Here is a 17813-nt window from a genome sequence, read left to right on the forward strand (position 1 = left end):
AACTGATTGAATTAAATGATCAACGCAACGCACGCATCGATTTAACCAATTCCAACCATGAAGGTGGAACGTAACCGGTTGCAGCCTGAAACTTCGAGGAGTCCAGTGAGCGATCTATAGAAACTTGACTATCGGCGATGATCTCGATTTCCTTTTCGTAAACTTCCGCTACCAGCTTCAGAAGAGAGAGCTTGTCAATCGGCGCCACCGACACATGGTAAAGGCCATGAAGCTGTGGGTTCGGGATCACGTAGTCGCGAATGACACGCGCCAGCTCTACGGTAGGAAGTCCCGAGAAAATGGCCTTCTCATACCCCTTGACCGGCCCGCTCTGGGACAGGAACCAGTCCACCAGTGAATACTGGCTCCCCAGTTCGTGACCAATGATCGAGGTCCGCAGGGTGACGGCATTCAGATCCGTGTGCAGCTCACCGATGTACTTGGACTTACCGTAGAGATCCTCTGCATCGGAGATATCCTCCTCTGCGTACATGCCTTTGCGGCCAGAAAATACGCAATCGGTGCTGATATGAATCAGGCGGGAACCGGCCAACGCGCACAACTTGGCAATGCGATGCGGCAACATGGCATTGATAGGGAGTGCGGAAAGCGGATCCTTGGCATCGGCCAATTGCTTGATGAGCCCGACGCAGTTGATGACGACATCCGGCTTGACCCGTGCCAGCACCGAAACCAGCGAATCCTGGTCAAGCACATCGACATTGCTGATCAACGAACTGTGCATGTCCTCAGAAAAGTATTTTGCGCCACCTGGATTGCGCAAAGTGCCCCACACCTCGTAGTGCGGGTTTCCATGGAATTGCCTGAACACTGTGCTACCCAGCATTCCGGTGACCCCTAACACGAGAACTTTCATTTTGAGCTACCTTTTAATTCATTGATCCTGCTACTGAGAATTTCGACCAGACGCTGGCTTTGCCGCTCCATTTCGAAATGCTCGAGGTAGTACGCCCGACCTGCCTGCCCCAGCGATTCCCGCTCATCCGAAGTCATGCGGAAAAGTTGCTCGATGCAATTGGCCATACCTTCGGCGTCTTGCGCCGCGGTAGTCAGGCCGGCTCCCGCCTCTTGAATGACGCGCGCGCCCTCGCCGTCCAGCGCGGCGATAATCGGCCTCCCCGCTGCCAGGTACGCCTGAACTTTACTGGGGATGGTATAGGAGAACGCCTCATCCTGCTTCAACGTCACCAATAATCCCTCGGCGCGACTGAAAAAATGCGGCATTTCAGTGGCCGCAAAGCGTCCGGCGAGAACCAGGTTGTCCAAACCGCGGGACTTCTTCTGGGTTTCGATCCAGCCCGACATACTGCCGCTTCCGACCAGAACAATCCTGAGTTCCGACAGATGGCGAAGCCTGTCAGCTACCTCAACGAGGGTTTCGACCGACTGCGCGGTCCCCAGGTTTCCGGCAAAAACCAGACAGAAATGGTTGTCGAGTTCCGCGAGCAAGGGTGCGGGAATCCGGGCTTCTTCAACACTCGGCGGTACGTCCTGAAATGAGTTGGGGTAATACACGACCTTGCCAGGGCTGGCGTAACGGGAGACCGGCTCTCGAAATGCCCTCGACTGAACAAGAAGCGTATCGACGAAAGCGTAAATGCCTTTCACCAGCCAGCCCACAACGCGCAATATTGCTTTGTTCTTGATGAACCCGGTCGCACTCAGGCTCTCCGGCCAGAGATCCTGAACCCATACAGCCAGATGACTCTTGAGTTTCCACTTCAAGTAAATCGCCGGGATTACCGATGTAATTGGAGATGGCGCGAATACAAAAATCGCATCATAAGCCTCCCCTTTTACTGCTCGGGGGTAGTACATCAAGCCATTCAGGATAAACGACAAATAGTTCAACACGAGGTTTTTTGCACCCGAAGCACCACGAGGTCTAAGTGGTGCGCGGAAAACACTGACGGAGGACTCGAATTTTTCCTCTTGTGCCCCGGAAGCACTATAGCCATTAAAGACGGCGCCATCCGGATAGTTGGGCTTTCCGGTAAGGACCTTTACGACGTGGCCTTGAGCAGATAAAGTTTTGACCAAATCATTGACAATAAAAGACTCTGGCCAAAAATATTGCGACACCACAAGAACCTTCATTTATCAAACACCTTTTTTCGGGCACACGGCCAGCGCCAACAGTTCTGACCATGTTTTTCTTGAGGTTTTTTCCCAGTCAAACTTATCGCTCTGAGTCACTGCCGCAACGGACAGTTTCTTCAAAAGATCAGGACTCGTTAACGCCTCAGACAATACGCGGCCTATATCTTCTGGATCAAACGGAGAAAAATACAGAGCTGCATCCGCTCCGAACTCCGGCATCGGCATTACGTTCGAGCAGATCATCGGCCGGCCAGAAGCAAGCGCTTCGAGCATAATATTAGGGCAGTTCTCGCACGATGAAGCAAACAGATTCAGATAGGCGTGATGATAAAGAGGAGGAAGACTCTGATAGGGAATAGCTCCCAGCAACAGCACGTGCGCTTCGAGGCCAAGCGTTGCAATCAGAGACTTTACCCGCTCGGCTTCGGGCAGGTTTACTTCGCCAACCAGAACCAAGGGGAACTTTTCACGAAGTTCAGCTGGCAAGTTTGCATAAGCACTAACCACCTCATAATGATGTTTGTAAACATCAAATCTCGACACGTACAGAACATATTCACCCGCTGGCAAAAAATCCGGCCGAGGAACGGCATCATCACCGTGAGTCCGAAATACCGAGCCAATTCCGTGAGGAATCGTAACTGGATTCTTGATCCTGGTCAGTGATTCAATGACACTTCGTGCGTAATTGGAAATATATATCGTCAAATCCGCATCGCGCATGCTCTTCAGCATAATACGATTCAACAACCAGTTTCTCAGGCGCTGCAACCCAAGCGGAATGCTTTTGCGTACTCGCAAGTCAAATGGAATCATATTCCGAAACATGGTCGCAACCTTGCAACCTGCCGGCACAGAAGTACCCACTACGCCACCGGGACAAAACAGCACGTCAGCCTTCTCGGCCTTCAAAATACCGGGCAGTACCCACCGCTCCCACACAGCTCTGACAATTGGATTTTCAGTGGGCCACGCTGGTTCGACCCTTCTGATCCTCGGGTGATCCGGCAGCTTGAGTGACGCTGGGGCGAAAACCAGAATCTCAAGGTCCGCATTGTCAGGTACGAACTGAAAAAGATTGATCAGATATGTCTGACCTCCACCAAGACGGGCAGAGAGCGCATTGAAAACTATCTTCATGGAAAACCTTTTGCTCAATCTAAATTAGTGGCTATTTTTATCGAGCCAGGATTGGAACATTAGAATATTCCACAAATGAAGACTCCGATCGTATGTTCCATTCTGATGCTGGAGCCATGCCGAGCGAATTTTCTGACAATCGAAGTAGCCCTCTCTCTTGAGTCGCTCCTCCGTTAACAACTCCTCCGCCCATTCTTTCAGAGGCCCACGCAACCACTGCGCCAGTGGGATAGAGAAGCCCGCCTTGGGTCTATCGAAGAATGAAGTCGGCACGTATCGCTTAAGAAGCTCGCGAAGTGGCCATTTCCCCACGCCATTCTTTATCAGCTGGTCTGACGACAGGGAAAACGCGAGTTCCGCCACTCGATGATCAAGCAGTGGCGCGCGGGTTTCCAGGCTTGCGCTCATCGCTCCACGGTCCACTTTAACCAGCAAGTCATCAGGCAAATACTGAGAGACATCCCAGCGTCGCATTTCCTCGACGTAATCAACTGCCGACTCCCAGGAAGCAACGCCTTGATGTTGCGCATCGACACCCAGGACCACATTGTCGGTCGCCTGCCACTGCGACATCAAACCGGTATACATTTGCGCCAGATTTTCAGAACCCAACAACTCGGACATTCGGTAAATACGCCGACCATTGACCTTGGCCCGAAGGCTGCCAGGCAAAACCGAACAGACGCTGTCCCAGCCTTTGGACGAAAGCGAGCGAAGTGAATAGGCCATGATCTGGCGTGCGGGCAAAGGCAGCTTTTCTATGCGCGCCCAAAGTCCTGCTGTGATCTGATAGCGGGGATATCCGGCAAAAAGCTCATCTCCGCCGTCACCGGACAAGGCTACGGATACATGCTGTTTTGTCATCCTGGAGACCAGGATTGTCGGAATTTGAGAGGAGTCAGCAAAAGGCTCGTCGTATATTTCCGGTAAGTGCGGAATTATAGAAACAGCATCGTCGGCGCCCAGATAAAATTCGGTGTGGTTAGTCCCCAGGTGCTTGGCAATAGCTTTAGCGTAAGGTGCCTCATCAAACTCAGGTTCGTTAAAGCCGATCGTGTAAGTGTTGATGCTGGTAGAGCTTTGCGACTGCATCAACGAAACGATCAAGCTTGAATCGACACCGCCCGACAAAAATGCCCCAAGTGGAACATCGGCGATCATCTGCGATTTTACAGCAGCAGACAATCTTTCACCGACAACGTCTACTACTTCCTTATCGCTGGCCTGCGACAGCTCTTCTCTTAGCTCGCCAGCCGCCGGTAGCGACCAGTAGGAAACGGGCTCTGCCACGCTGGAAAATGAGCCAACACTCAAGTAATGCGCGGGCGGTAACTTCTTAATGCCTTCGTAGATAGATTCCGGAGCCGGAACATAGCCATACCTTACGAACTTCGCTAGCGCATGACGATCAATTCTCAGATCGCTGCCAAATGCCGCCTTGATTGCCTTCAATTCAGAGGAAAAGACAAAACGGTCGCCCACTACACCGTAATAAAGTGGCTTCTCGCCCATTCTGTCTCGGGCTAAAGTAACCGTCTTGGAAACCTTATCCCAGACAGCAAAGGCAAACATACCCACCAGGTTCTCGAGGGTTTTTTGTACACCCCACGCACCGATTGCAGCCAACAACACTTCTGTATCAGAGTGACCACGCCAAACACGCGTCAAACCGGACTCAATCAGCTTTTCGCGCAGTTCATTGAAGTTATATATTTCACCATTAAAAACAATAACAAAGCGCTCGTCATCGGAAATCATCGGCTGACTTCCATGTACCGACAACTCCAGGATCGAAAGCCGTCGGTGCCCCAGCGAAACTCCACTATCGGCATCTGACCAAACTGCTCCATCGTCGGGACCGCGATGCATCAGCGCATCCACCATCTTGCCAACGGCAACGGCGTTTTGCTGATTCAACTTCCACCCGACAACTCCCGCAATTCCGCACATACCTATTCTCTCAATCCAGTAAAAGTATTTAAGCTCACTTCAAAACCCGCACGAGCTTCATAGTGAGGAATAATCCTAATGCCATCACATAAAAAACCAATGAATTCAGCAAATATATTTCGCCATACCAAACCCAGTGCATGACTGTCGCGGCACAAAGCATATATAAGAAAATTCGCAAAAAATCGTCCTCGCGGCAGCGCGAGTCGATCAACCGCAAGAAACAGACACTGATGAATCCATTCATGAAGACACCAAACAGTCCGAAATTTTCAAAAGCAACACCGGCAACGTGAATGCCACCGAGCCCGGTAATGTAATACCAGAGGGCAGGATTATCCACCACAATGGGCTTCTCCATGCCCAAAGCCGAATAGATAGGTGATGGCGCCAGCGAAAGAAACATGTCGAGGTAGGTCTGACCGTAACGTAGGTGCTCCCCATCCCAGAAATTGGTTAACTGCTGAACGAGCGGTAAAATTATCGCATTCCAGGAATTGAACAAAAAATACTGCGTAATGTTGTCCGCCGTTAAGTCCACGTCCATTCGGCTCATTGAAACAACAACACCACTGACGAGCAGAAGGGTCATGAACGCAGCAACAAAAAATAGAGTTTTTAACTTGATAAATTGATTATAGCGAAACATCAACCCGATAATGGCAGCAACAACCAGTACAACAAAGTCCCGATCCCCGGTCATTGCGTTGGCAACACAATAGGACATCACCAAGGTGACAGACACCATAAACATCAATCTGGATGGGTAGGACAATGCCAAAGCAACGATCGCAATAATGGAAAAAACCACCACTGACTCGACACCCGCAAACATTTCAAGCATCACGTCCGGCCTTACAAGCCTGAACACAATGAAAAATGTGGACAATACAAGGAAAATTCCACCGGCCAACTTAAAGTCCAACGGGGAAAAAAAAGTTTCTCGGTGCGGGTGCAAACTTCGGGGCGGCACCAAAAACGACATTAGAAGGGCAATGACTCCACCAGCGACACCAAGGAACCAGACGAGCGAAAGTCGGAATACCAACAAGTCATCCAGATAAAAATCATAGTCCCCAATGGGCCAAAGGGTAACGGTGTTACCCCACAGACTACTCACAAGACCAAGGAAAGGTACCGAATAACAGACGGAATACAATGCGACCAGGTATTTTTTGGATATCAGGCACAGAACACATTGCGTGAGCAAAATAAGTAAGCACGTCGAAACCAATAATATAACCATTAACCTTGACCAACAAAAACAAAGCAACCGAACCGTAAACCAGACTCAACACTGGCCCCAATATTACTTTCAGTCATGGACGCCACACAAATATAACTAACGTCCAAAACATTTATCATAGCACCAACTTACGGCCACCCAGGACCGCCAGCACGGTAAGTTGAGTTACTAGCGCCAACACAAAGGACCTGAAAAGATCGATTGCCAACATATCACCCTTGAAACCTGCGACTACCGTCATTGACAAATAAACAAACGCATAAAAACAACTTCCAAGAAAAACAACCCTGGTCATGTTTTTGCTATGCAATATTTGAGTGACGATTGTAGTCGTAAGCCCTATGCCACCCGCCAATACTGCGTAAGCCAGAAGATCATTTTTGCTACAAAAGCCACTACCGAGCAAACACAACCAATAACTCTGTGTCAAAACCAAAAACACAGGCAAACAAACTGATATTGATAGCCCGAGCATCAGGTACAATTTGCTGGCACTATTTCCACGCCCTGCCAACTTTACAATGGCATAGGATGTAAGTGAGCTTGGCAGCACAGTTACCAAAATATAAAAAAGAAAAAACAGATTGAAATAGCCAACCTCAGACACATTCAAGCTTGAGTTGGCAAAGATCATCAGGCAAACAATATGGACAGGAGCCCCGAGAAGCATGCTTCCGGCGACAGTCGGCGCCCCTGAACGCGAAAGCAATGCCATCATTTGTCGGAAGGAGGAAGACTCTCGTCCCCGCTCCTCATGACTGAACTTGCTTTTCTTTATGGTAAAAAAACCAAATGCAGGAGCGATTAACGTACAAATTGCAAGGGTTAGAATGACACCCTCTATTTCTCCTCCAATCTTCGCAATGGAAACCACCAGCAACAACCCAAGCAGCCCATGAACCGCCAATGCGGCAGCCCACTTCCCTGAGGTATTAAGGGAGAACATCAGACCGGTTATAGTCAAATTGCAAACACAAGCGAAACCTAGAAAGAATGCTCCGATCAGTAAATAACCAGAACTCATTTCGTACGAGGAAGCAGGCGCCGGAAAAACTATAAACACGATCACACAGAGGGCACCTACAACGATGCCGCCCCATGACATGAGCCCCAAGGAAGTCTTGTAATTTACTTTTTCGGCATTCAAGACCGCGTAGCGACTCAACGCGACACTCAAGCACTCCCCTACCACTGTCGCGATACCTGTTACGATCGCATAGTGGTACGAGAATACGCCATACAGTTCAACGCCTAAAATTCGCGCCAAACTAAACAGCAAGACAAACATACAAAGCTTGTTTGCAAGAACAGTGATTGCGCAGATCTCTTTAATCACTGATTTTAACTTCTTGCAAAGAACGAGACGTACCAATTTGCTGCTTTCAACATACCTTCACCAACATTGAAAAGCGGCTTGTAACCCAACAGGTTCTTTGCCTTATCAATATTTGCCTGCGAGTGCCTTACGTCACCTGCACGGAAGTCCCGATAGACCATATCCGAGGTAGACTTGACATCAACGCGAGCCAAAGCATCCTTGATACAGGCAAAAACCTGATTCAATGTCGTCCTGTCACCGACGGCGACGTTGTAGACATTATTCTTTGCTTCCGGGCTGGCACAGGCTGCCAGTATATTGGCCTGAACTGCGTTCTCTACAAAACAAAAGTCTCGACTGGTTTCACCATCACCATTAACGAAAACTTCTTCGTTATTGATCATGGCGGCTGTCCACTTAGGAATCACGGCGGCGTAAGCGCCATTTGGATCCTGACGCTTGCCAAAGACGTTAAAATAGCGAAGGCCAATGGTATTGAAACCGTATGTGCTGGAAAAAACCTCAGCATACAACTCATTTACATACTTCGTGACCGCATAAGGGGAAAGCGGCTTGCCAATCACACCTTCAACCTTGGGAAGCCCAGGATGATCCCCATAGGTAGAACTGGACGCGGCATAAGTAAAACTTTTTACTTTCGCGTCCTTTGCCGCAACCAACATGTTCAAAAAACCGTCGATATTGGTGCTGTTCGTTGTAATGGGGTCATTGATAGAGCGAGGAACAGAGCCTAATGCAGCCTGATGCAAAACGTAGTCCACCGGAATGTCAGTGGCCGCAGGAAAAATCATCGCATTCCTGCAATCGTCAATGTTTCTGATATCGCCTTTTACCAGTGCGAACCGCGCCCATTGCTCAGGACTCACTACCGACTGCACTTCATCGAGATTACGCTGGTGCCCTGTTGCAAAGTTATCGAGACCCACAACCCGCTGATCTAATTGCAGCAGTGTCTCCAATAAATTGGAGCCAATAAATCCGGCTACCCCCGTCACCAGCCAAACCTTTGGGGATTGTTGAATTTCAGCTTTAACTTCTTCGAAACGGGTCATGTAGTTCTCGACTTGAATTTTTCCGGCGGTAACGAATCAGGGTCATTACTGACCCTGAGATTCAGAGACGCAAATCTGATTGAGAGGCATCCAGCAGGTACTTAAGGTCATAGAGAACGTGCTCTGCCTTACCCAGGCTCCGAATCTGTTCAGCCCCCATTGCAGAGAATTCATTATGCGCGACAGCCAGAATGATACCGTCGTAAGAATTAACCTGTGGCTGGCCGATAGGAGTGATTGAATACTCGTGCATTGCCTCTGCCGCATCTACCCACGGATCATAAACGTCAACAACAATATTGAATTCAGCGAGTTCATTCACAATATCGATGATTTTGGTGTTACGCAGGTCCGGGCAGTTTTCTTTGAACGTCAATCCCATGATCAGGACGCGAGCACCATCAACATGGATTTTGCGCTTCAGCATCGCCTTGACTAGTTGAGAGACCACATAGGCACCCATGCTGTCATTCAAACGACGTCCCGCTAAAATGATCTCGGGGTGATAACCAATGGACTGTGCTTTGTGAGTCAGATAATAGGGGTCCACACCGATGCAGTGACCACCGACCAGCCCTGGACGGAAAGGCAGGAAGTTCCACTTCGTTCCCGCTGCTTCCAGAACCGCCTCAGTATCGATACCCATTTTATTAAAAATAAGTGCCAACTCATTGATCAGGGCAATGTTCAAGTCGCGCTGCGTGTTCTCAATAACCTTTGCCGCTTCGGCAACCTTGATACTCTTGGCCTTATGAGTCCCGGCAATAATGATTGTGTTATACAAAGCATCGACCAGGTCAGCAACCTCTGGAGTGGACCCGGCAGTTACTTTCTTGATGGTAGTAACACGATGCTCTTTATCGCCAGGATTTATACGTTCAGGGCTATAGCCTGCATAAAAATCAACATTGAACTTCAGTCCGGATACTTTCTCCAGCACAGGAACACAATCTTCCTCAGTAGCACCTGGATAGACCGTTGACTCATAAATAACGATATCGCCCTTTTTCAAAACACGACCAATCGACTCACTGGCTTTAATCAAAGGAGTCAGATCCGGTCTCTTATGCTCATCAATCGGAGTTGGAACGGTAACAATAAATATATTGCAGGCAGACAATTCTTCCAGCACAGAGCTAAAACTCAAAGCAGATGCAGAGCGCAACTCACAATCAGATACTTCAAGAGTAGCGTCATGACCGGCCTTTAGCGCTTCGATTCGACGCTGACTGATATCAAATCCGACCACTTGCATTTTTTTGCCAAACTCAACCGCCAGCGGCAAGCCCACATAACCGAGACCCACTATGGCCAACTTTACATCTTCGAGTTTAAGCATTGTTTTCCCTTGCCATTCATCAATATTAAGTCGATCGTAAAAAGCGCGCCAAATCTTGCGCCATAGAAACGAAAATCACGGCTGCGTAAACCAGAAATTATACCGAAAGCGCCTAATGGAGCCATAACAATTTTCAGAAAGCCAAGAAGGAGCCCCCCTCCCCCTTCCGCATGCATTGAGAGCCACCGCAGCAAGACAAGCCATCGCAACGCAACAGCTATTTTTCGAGCAAGGCCTGCCTATCACGATACCGGGCAACTACTCAACCCCGCACCTGAAAAAACATGCAAAATCCGACAAAATGGATTTCCTCTTCAAGGAAAAAACCTTATCAGAACTGACAGCAGGAAGGTGATCGCAGCCACAACCTCAAGAAGAAACCGCTCTGACCTGGCTAACCGGATCGACACAACGCTTAGCCCGCAGATAAAAGCCCCTTCCATGGGCGATACGTCACTTATAAAAATCAGACAAAGAACTGAAATTCAGCTAATCAGATTTTACCGCGAAGAGTCCACGAAGCAATACAAAAGCAACGCCTGTGATAAGCCCCCCAATAACACCCAATATAAGGATCAGCACTTTGTTAGGTTTCACCGGGCTGTCCGGCAACTCCACTGCCCCGTCTTGCCGATAGACAGATACCGATGCCGGCTCTGTTTTTAATTCCTTAAAGAAATAGTATCGATCCTGAAGATCACGCAAATGCTCCGTAAAGGGGTCATCGGACTTGCGGGCCTGCAAACTTTCAATTTCTGCCTTTAGCGCTTTCGAGCCACGCATGTACGTAAGCTGACCTGCCTCTCCACCCGCAATTACAGATTGACTCACCGTGATCGAAGGCGGTTTCTCCAGACCGATTGACTCAGCGATCCGCAGCGCCTCACTCAATCTAGCGATCGAATCCTCTCTGGCCTTGCTGCTTTTGCCCCTGGCAGAACTTATCTGCTGCTCCAGATTACGAGCCCGAACCTCAGACTCAATTGAAACGTTCTTGATCATTTCGTTCTTCGCCAATTCACCGGCCCGTGCAACATATGCCCCAACCCACTCTTTGGCCTTCTGTGGATCACTAGTCTGCACGACAACCGAATACCTGTCAGAGGTCTCCCTAAGCGGCGGAACCACACGCAGCACCTGAGAGAACGTCGAATACAGGACATTCCGGGACTTTTCCCGCTCCTGCGCGGACAAACTCGGCACATAAATTTTGCTAAAAAACTCTAGACGGAGCGACTCCGCTTGCAAATATCGCGTGTAGATATCATAGACATCCTTAACAGTGTAAGGAACCAACTCCGACTCTTTCATTCGACCATAGTTAAAGTTTGATATGTCATTCTGAGACGGCGGCATCACAAAAGCCTTCGCCTCATAAACAGGTGTAGCAAGGAAAGCATAGCTCGCTGCGAGAGCAGCACCTAATATAGTAAATCCAATAACAACAAGTTTTTGTCGAAAAATCGCACGAACAAACTTCTGAAAATCAAAATATTCCGAGTTACTATTTATTTTTGAATCGACACGCATATTTTGTTAACCTTTTTTTACTTAAGCGGTTACATTAACTACACATGCTAGACCACTTGAGAAACATCAACGCAAACCAAGCAGACAAAGGAGCCCCCCCCTTATCTGCTCTCGCAAAATACTGTATTACATACTAGATCGAGCGCATTAAAAAATATAAAACAAATCAATACCCAGCCTATCGCCCACGCCTCCTACCCCCCAGAAAATGAGCCACCACAACCCCACCACCAAAGATCATCCCCACCAGGAACGACGCGACTCCGAACATCGAGATCTGTAGTTGAGGTGAAGAAAAACCGAGGAAGGAAACGACGACAAGCTGCTGGTTTTCCAGCACGAAGAGCAGGCATGCAACTGATGTTAACAAGACAAGCCCGGTAATCATGAACCGCTTGATGCGACTCTTATCTCGCCAACTCATCGCCACCTACACCCTCCTCATCCTCATTTACACGATCACGCAGCTCTTTACCCGGCTTGAAATGCGGAACGAACTTGCCGTCGAGACTTACAGACTGGCCGGTTTTCGGATTGCGCCCTACCCGCGGCGCACGGTAGTGCAGAGAGAAGCTGCCAAACCCCCGGATCTCGATCCGATCCCCGGTAGCCAGACATTGGGACATTTGCTCAAGCATGGTCTTGATGGCCAACTCCACATCCTTGGATGAGAGCAGCCCTTGATGGGTGACAATTCGTTCGATCAACTCCGACTTCGTCATATTTTTCCCTTCTTTTTCAAGCAGCTAGATCAGCGCTTCAAAGGTTTTAGCACGCCTGCGCGATTTTGAACAGCCTGAGTTTTGCCATCCATCCCAGCCCCCCGAAATGCTTGATTCCTGGATCAGGAAGACTCTGGGCGATCACCCTCTCACCGGCAAATCACCAACAGGGTGCGCGTCAGGAAACCTGCCGGGTTGAACCCAAAAAGCCCTCCCTCCTCCTCCCCTTCCTTGAGATCATCAGACCTTGCTACCACTTGGTAGCCCACCCCCTTACATTCCTTGGCTGCACGCTTGTAACACTTCTCCCACTTCGAACCTAGCCCCGAACAATCGACCTCAATACCGCTAACCCCACGCACTACGTGAGTTTTGGCGTTGGTGGTACAACCCGCCAATGCCAGCACTGCTACTGCGACAATGAGCTTGTTCATTCACGTCCTTTTGCCAGAAAGCCTATCGGGCGATCATCAACCTCAGGCTAAAGCCTAGCTGCAAATAAGCGTTTGATCCGACTAAACATTCAGACCTTCTCTCGATATTTTTGGTTCACACCCCAAGCAACTACATCCGCAGGTAATCCACCAAACGCCAGGCACAAAAAAGGGCGACCGAAGTCGCCCTTTTTTACAGAAAGTCAGAACTTAGTTCTGCTTTTCCATTTGTGCACGCAGCAGGTCACCCAGAGTGGTGGCCACAGGAGCATCAGTAGCTACTGGCTTGTCGCGCAGGCTCTGGATTGCTTCTTTCTCGTCTTCAACGTCTTTCGACTTGATCGAGAGCTGAATTACACGGCTCTTGCGGTCAACGCTGATGATCTTGGCTTCTACTTCTTCGCCTTCTTTCAGAACGTTGCGCGCGTCTTCAACGCGGTCACGGCTGATTTCGGAGGCTTTCAGAGTCGCTTCGATATCGTCGGCCAGAGTGATGATGGCGCCTTTAGCGTCAACTTCCTTCACGATGCCTTTAACGATGGCGCCTTTGTCGTTCTCTTGAACGTACTCGGAGAACGGATCGCTTTCCAGTTGCTTGATACCCAGGGAGATGCGCTCGCGCTCTGGGTCAACCGACAGGATAACGGTGTCCAGTTCGTCGCCCTTCTTGAAGCGGCGAACGGCTTCTTCGCCCACTTCGTTCCAGGAGATGTCGGACAGGTGAACCAGGCCGTCGATGCCGCCGTCCAGACCAATGAAGATACCGAAATCGGTGATCGACTTGATGGTGCCGGAGATTTTATCGCCCTTGTTGAACTGGCCAGAGAAATCTTCCCATGGGTTAGATTTGCACTGCTTGATGCCCAGGGAGATACGACGACGCTCTTCGTCGATGTCCAGAACCATAACTTCCACTTCGTCGCCGACTTGTACGACTTTCGAAGGGTGGATGTTCTTGTTGGTCCAGTCCATTTCAGAAACGTGTACCAGACCTTCAACGCCTTCTTCCAGCTCAGCGAAGCAGCCGTAGTCGGTCAGGTTGGTTACACGCGCGGTAACGCGAGTGCTTTCTGGGTAACGGGCTTTGATAGCAACCCATGGATCTTCGCCCAGCTGCTTCAGGCCCAGGGAAACACGATTGCGCTCGCGATCGTACTTCAGAACCTTGACATCGATCTCGTCGCCAACGTTGACGATTTCGGAAGGATGCTTGATACGCTTCCAAGCCATGTCGGTAATGTGCAGCAGGCCATCGACGCCACCCAGATCGACGAATGCGCCGTAATCGGTGAGGTTCTTGACGATACCTTTGACTTGTTGGCCTTCCTGCAGGGATTCCAGCAGAGCTTCGCGCTCGGCGGAGTTCTCGGCTTCCAGGACGCTACGACGGGAAACGACAACGTTGTTGCGCTTCTGGTCCAGCTTGATGACCTTGAATTCCAGCTCTTTGCCTTCCAGGTGCGTGGTGTCGCGCACTGGACGGACGTCAACCAGAGAACCTGGCAGGAACGCACGGATGCCGTTAACGTCGACAGTGAAGCCGCCTTTAACCTTACCGTTGATAACGCCCTTGACCACTTCTTCGGCTGCGAAGGCTGCTTCCAGAACAATCCAGCATTCAGCGCGCTTGGCTTTTTCACGGGACAGCTTGGTTTCGCCAAAGCCGTCTTCAACCGAGTCCAGAGCAACGTGAACTTCGTCACCGACGTTGATGTTCAGTTCGCCAGCGTCGTTGTAGAACTGCTCAAGCGGGATGAGTGCTTCAGACTTCAGGCCAGCGTGAACGGTTACCCAGCGAGCCTGGTAATCGATATCAACGATAACACCGGTGATGATGGAGCCTGCCTGAAGGTTCAGGGTTTTTAGGCTTTCTTCAAAGAGTTCCGCAAAGCTTTCGCTCATTTTAATTCCTGTTGATGAGGGCGAAGAATACGCCCATCTCCACACCCCAGACGGTGTGGGTTAGTTTCATTTAAAAGAAGCCACCGCAGGACTATGACTGGTCCCCTGCGGCCTTCTTGGTCACCCGGCGATATCGCGAATGGCGATCTCGCTCATGATGCGTTCCAGCACCTGGTCGATAGATAATTCCGTGGAATCCAGCTGTATGGCGTCAGCCGCCGGTTTGAGCGGGGCTACCGCTCGCTGGGTGTCACGCTCATCGCGCGCACGTATCTCATCTAGCAGACTCGACAGACTAACACCCTCGACTTTGCCCTTCAACTGCAAATATCGACGGCGTGCCCGCTCCTCGGCGCTGGCGGTCAGAAAAATCTTCAGTGGCGCGTCAGGAAAAACCACTGTGCCCATGTCGCGACCATCCGCCACAAGGCCTGGCGCCTCCTGAAAAGCACGCTGGCGCTGCAGCAGCGCCTCGCGTACAGCCGGCAGCGCAGCCACCTGGGAAGCGCCGGAACCGACGCTTTCGGTGCGAATGACATCGCTGACTTCATCACCTTCCAGAATGATGCGTTGCAACTGACCGTCCGTCGCGGCGATGAACTGTACATCCAGATGAGCGGCGAGTTTCTTCAGCAGCTCTTCATTGGTCAGGTCGACACCGTGGTTATGCGCGGCGAAAGCCAGCAATCGGTACAACGCACCGGAATCCAGCAGGTTCCAGCCCAGGCGCTTGGCCAGTATCCCGGCTACCGTGCCCTTGCCCGAACCGCTTGGCCCATCAATGGTGATGACCGGTGCAATGTTGATCACGACTGTGCCTCTTGTGCCACACGAATGCCGACCTGTGCGCACAGCGCCAGGAAATTCGGGAACGACGTCGCGACGTTGGCGCAATCATGAATGCGGATCGGCGCACTGGCGCGCAGCGAAGCAACGCTGAACGCCATGGCGATGCGGTGATCACCATGACCGTGCACTTCACCGCCGCCGATCTGGCCTCCGTCGATGATGATGCCATCCGGGGTTGGCTCGCACTTGACGCCCAATGCCAGCAAGCCATCAGCCATGACCTGGATACGATCCGATTCCTTGACCCGCAACTCTTCGGCGCCACGTAACACGGTGCGCCCTTCGGCACAGGCGGCGGCGACGAACAGCACCGGGAACTCGTCGATCGCCAGCGGAACCAGCGCCTCGGGAATCTCGATACCCTTGAGTTTAGCTGCACGTACGCGCAAGTCAGCCACGGGCTCGCCACCCACTTCACGCTGGTTTTCCAGGGTGATGTCGGCGCCCATCAGGCGCAGGATGTCGATCACACCGGTACGGGTCGGGTTGATGCCGACGTGTTCCAGCACCAGCTCCGAACCTTCGGCAATCGATGCCGCCACCAGGAAGAACGCCGAGGACGAAATATCACCCGGGACTTCAATGTGGGTCGCGGTCAGCTTGTTGCCAGACTCGACCGATGCGGTTGCGCCATTGACCGTTACCGGGTAGCCGAAGCCGCGCAGCATGCGCTCGGTATGGTCGCGGGTCGGAGCAGGCTCGGTGACCGTGGTCTTGCCTTCGGCATACAGACCGGCCAACAGCAGGCAGGACTTAACCTGGGCACTGGCCATCGGCATGGTGTAGGTCAGGCCCTTGAGTTTATGGCCACCACGAATGGTCATCGGTGGACGACCTTCGGCGGCGGTTTCGATCACTGCGCCCATTTCACGCAGCGGATTGGCCACGCGATTCATCGGGCGCTTGGACAGCGAAGCGTCGCCGGTCAGGGTGCTGTCGAAGTTCTGCGCAGCCAGCAGGCCGGACAGCAGACGCATCGAAGTACCGGAGTTGCCCAGGTAGATCGGACCCGGTGCCGGCTTCAGGCCATGCAGGCCAACGCCGTGAATGGTCACGCGACCGTGGTGTGGACCTTCGATGACCACGCCCATGTCACGGAACGCCTGCAAGGTCGCCAGGGCATCTTCGCCCTCCAGGAAACCTTCGACTTCGGTGACGCCTTCGGCCAGGGAGCCAAGCATGATCGAACGGTGGGAAATCGATTTGTCGCCTGGTACGCGAATCCGACCGGAAAGGCGGCCACCAGGTTGAGCCAGGAAAATCAGATCGTTGGAATTCATAGCGTCCACATAGGCCCTGCGGGCCAGGATTTTACTGAAATGCTCGCGGGCAACCCGGGCGCGAGTGAAAACGCCCAACAATTGGTGCCCATCCCCTGCATCGACCGCGTCGCGCAAGGCGTCGAGATCGCTGCGAAATGTATCGAGTGTGCGCAGGACAGCTTCACGGTTGGCGAGGAAGATGTCGTGCCACATGACCGGGTCGCTTCCGGCGATTCTTGTGAAATCACGGAAACCGCCCGCAGCGTAACGGAAGATCTCAAGATTTTCATTGCGCTTGGCCAACGAGTCGACCAGGCCGAACGCCAGCAAGTGCGGCAGATGGCTGGTCGCGGCCAGCACTTCGTCGTGACGTTCGACCTGCATGTGCTCGACATCGGCACCCAACTCGCGCCACAAACGGTCGACCAGCGCCAGGGCTGCGGGATCGGTCTGATCCAGCGGCGTCAGGATCACTTTATGGCGACGGAACAGTTCGGCATTGGAGGCTTCCACCCCGCTCTGCTCGGAACCGGCAATCGGGTGCCCCGGCACGAAACATGACGGCATCTTGCCAAATGCTTCGGTGGCCGCACGCACCACATTGCCCTTGGCACTGCCGACATCGGTCAGGATCGCCTGCCCCAGATCCATGCCCGCCAGACGCACGAGCAATTTTTCCATGGCCAGGATCGGCACCGCCAGCTGGATGACGTCGGCACCCTGACAAGCAACGCCCAGGTCCTCCTCGCAGCGATCCACCACACCCAACTCGACCGCGAGCTTGCGCGATTGAGGATCGAGATCGACCCCGACCACTTCGCGGCACAGACCGCTTTCACGCAAACCCTTGGCAAACGAACCGCCGATCAATCCGAGGCCGACCACCACCAGGCGACCGATCATAGGTCCGGCAGATTGCAGCGCAGT

General features: G+C 51.7%; 14 protein-coding genes. All 14 read right to left on the bottom strand.

Going from position 1 to position 17813, the window contains the following annotated elements; genetic code table 11:
* Positions 1-19 precede the first annotated feature (19 nt).
* A complete protein-coding gene (locus ACMDB8_RS20120) occupies positions 20-877 on the bottom strand; it encodes a dTDP-4-dehydrorhamnose reductase family protein (protein ID WP_056727150.1) in 858 nt (285 codons plus the stop codon).
* Complete coding sequence (locus ACMDB8_RS20125) at positions 874-2118, bottom strand: glycosyltransferase family 4 protein (RefSeq protein WP_056727151.1); 1245 nt, start codon at positions 2116-2118, stop codon at positions 874-876. Before ACMDB8_RS20125 ends, ACMDB8_RS20120 begins: the two co-directional genes overlap by 4 nt.
* Positions 2119-2121: 3 nt before the next feature.
* Positions 2122-3261 (bottom strand): glycosyltransferase family 4 protein, encoded by a 1140-nt coding sequence (locus ACMDB8_RS20130; protein WP_056727152.1) that lies wholly within the window; start codon positions 3259-3261, stop codon positions 2122-2124.
* 24 nt (positions 3262-3285) lie between these two features.
* Positions 3286-5211 (bottom strand): asparagine synthase (glutamine-hydrolyzing), encoded by a 1926-nt coding sequence (gene asnB / locus ACMDB8_RS20135; protein ID WP_223541094.1) that lies wholly within the window; start codon positions 5209-5211, stop codon positions 3286-3288.
* A 34-nt stretch (positions 5212-5245) separates the two neighbouring features.
* A complete protein-coding gene (locus ACMDB8_RS20140) occupies positions 5246-6055 on the bottom strand; it encodes an oligosaccharide repeat unit polymerase (protein ID WP_223541095.1) in 810 nt (269 codons plus the stop codon).
* 517 nt (positions 6056-6572) lie between these two features.
* On the bottom strand, positions 6573-7793 hold the full coding sequence (locus tag ACMDB8_RS20145; protein ID WP_056727155.1) for an oligosaccharide flippase family protein: 1221 nt from the start codon (positions 7791-7793) through the stop codon (positions 6573-6575).
* A gap of 5 nt (positions 7794-7798) precedes the next feature.
* Complete coding sequence (locus tag ACMDB8_RS20150; RefSeq protein WP_056727156.1) at positions 7799-8848, bottom strand: NAD-dependent epimerase/dehydratase family protein; 1050 nt, start codon at positions 8846-8848, stop codon at positions 7799-7801.
* A gap of 61 nt (positions 8849-8909) precedes the next feature.
* The gene (gene tviB / locus ACMDB8_RS20155; RefSeq protein ID WP_056727157.1) at positions 8910-10187 is read right to left on the bottom strand and encodes a Vi polysaccharide biosynthesis UDP-N-acetylglucosamine C-6 dehydrogenase TviB; all 1278 of its coding nucleotides are present in this window, start codon (positions 10185-10187) and stop codon (positions 8910-8912) included.
* Positions 10188-10676: 489 nt separating this feature from the next.
* Positions 10677-11717, bottom strand: a complete 1041-nt coding sequence (locus ACMDB8_RS20160; protein ID WP_409078912.1) for an LPS O-antigen chain length determinant protein WzzB — start codon at positions 11715-11717, stop codon at positions 10677-10679.
* A gap of 407 nt (positions 11718-12124) precedes the next feature.
* Complete coding sequence (ihfB, locus tag ACMDB8_RS20165) at positions 12125-12439, bottom strand: integration host factor subunit beta (protein WP_056727160.1); 315 nt, start codon at positions 12437-12439, stop codon at positions 12125-12127.
* Positions 12440-12588: 149 nt separating this feature from the next.
* Positions 12589-12873, bottom strand: coding sequence for a hypothetical protein (locus tag ACMDB8_RS20170; RefSeq protein ID WP_056727161.1), 285 nt, complete (start codon positions 12871-12873; stop codon positions 12589-12591).
* A 210-nt stretch (positions 12874-13083) separates the two neighbouring features.
* A complete protein-coding gene (gene rpsA, locus ACMDB8_RS20175; protein ID WP_007973639.1) occupies positions 13084-14775 on the bottom strand; it encodes a 30S ribosomal protein S1 in 1692 nt (563 codons plus the stop codon).
* Between the two features lie 120 nt (positions 14776-14895).
* Positions 14896-15585, bottom strand: a complete 690-nt coding sequence (cmk, locus tag ACMDB8_RS20180) for a (d)CMP kinase (protein ID WP_007985391.1) — start codon at positions 15583-15585, stop codon at positions 14896-14898.
* Complete coding sequence (locus ACMDB8_RS20185) at positions 15582-17789, bottom strand: bifunctional prephenate dehydrogenase/3-phosphoshikimate 1-carboxyvinyltransferase (RefSeq protein ID WP_056727162.1); 2208 nt, start codon at positions 17787-17789, stop codon at positions 15582-15584. The genes cmk and ACMDB8_RS20185 overlap by 4 nt, the downstream gene beginning before the upstream one ends.
* Positions 17790-17813: the final 24 nt, after the last annotated feature.

Origin of the sequence: Pseudomonas monachiensis, from assembly GCF_047345015.1 — a bacterium.
In the GTDB taxonomy this organism is placed as follows: domain Bacteria; phylum Pseudomonadota; class Gammaproteobacteria; order Pseudomonadales; family Pseudomonadaceae; genus Aquipseudomonas; species Aquipseudomonas monachiensis.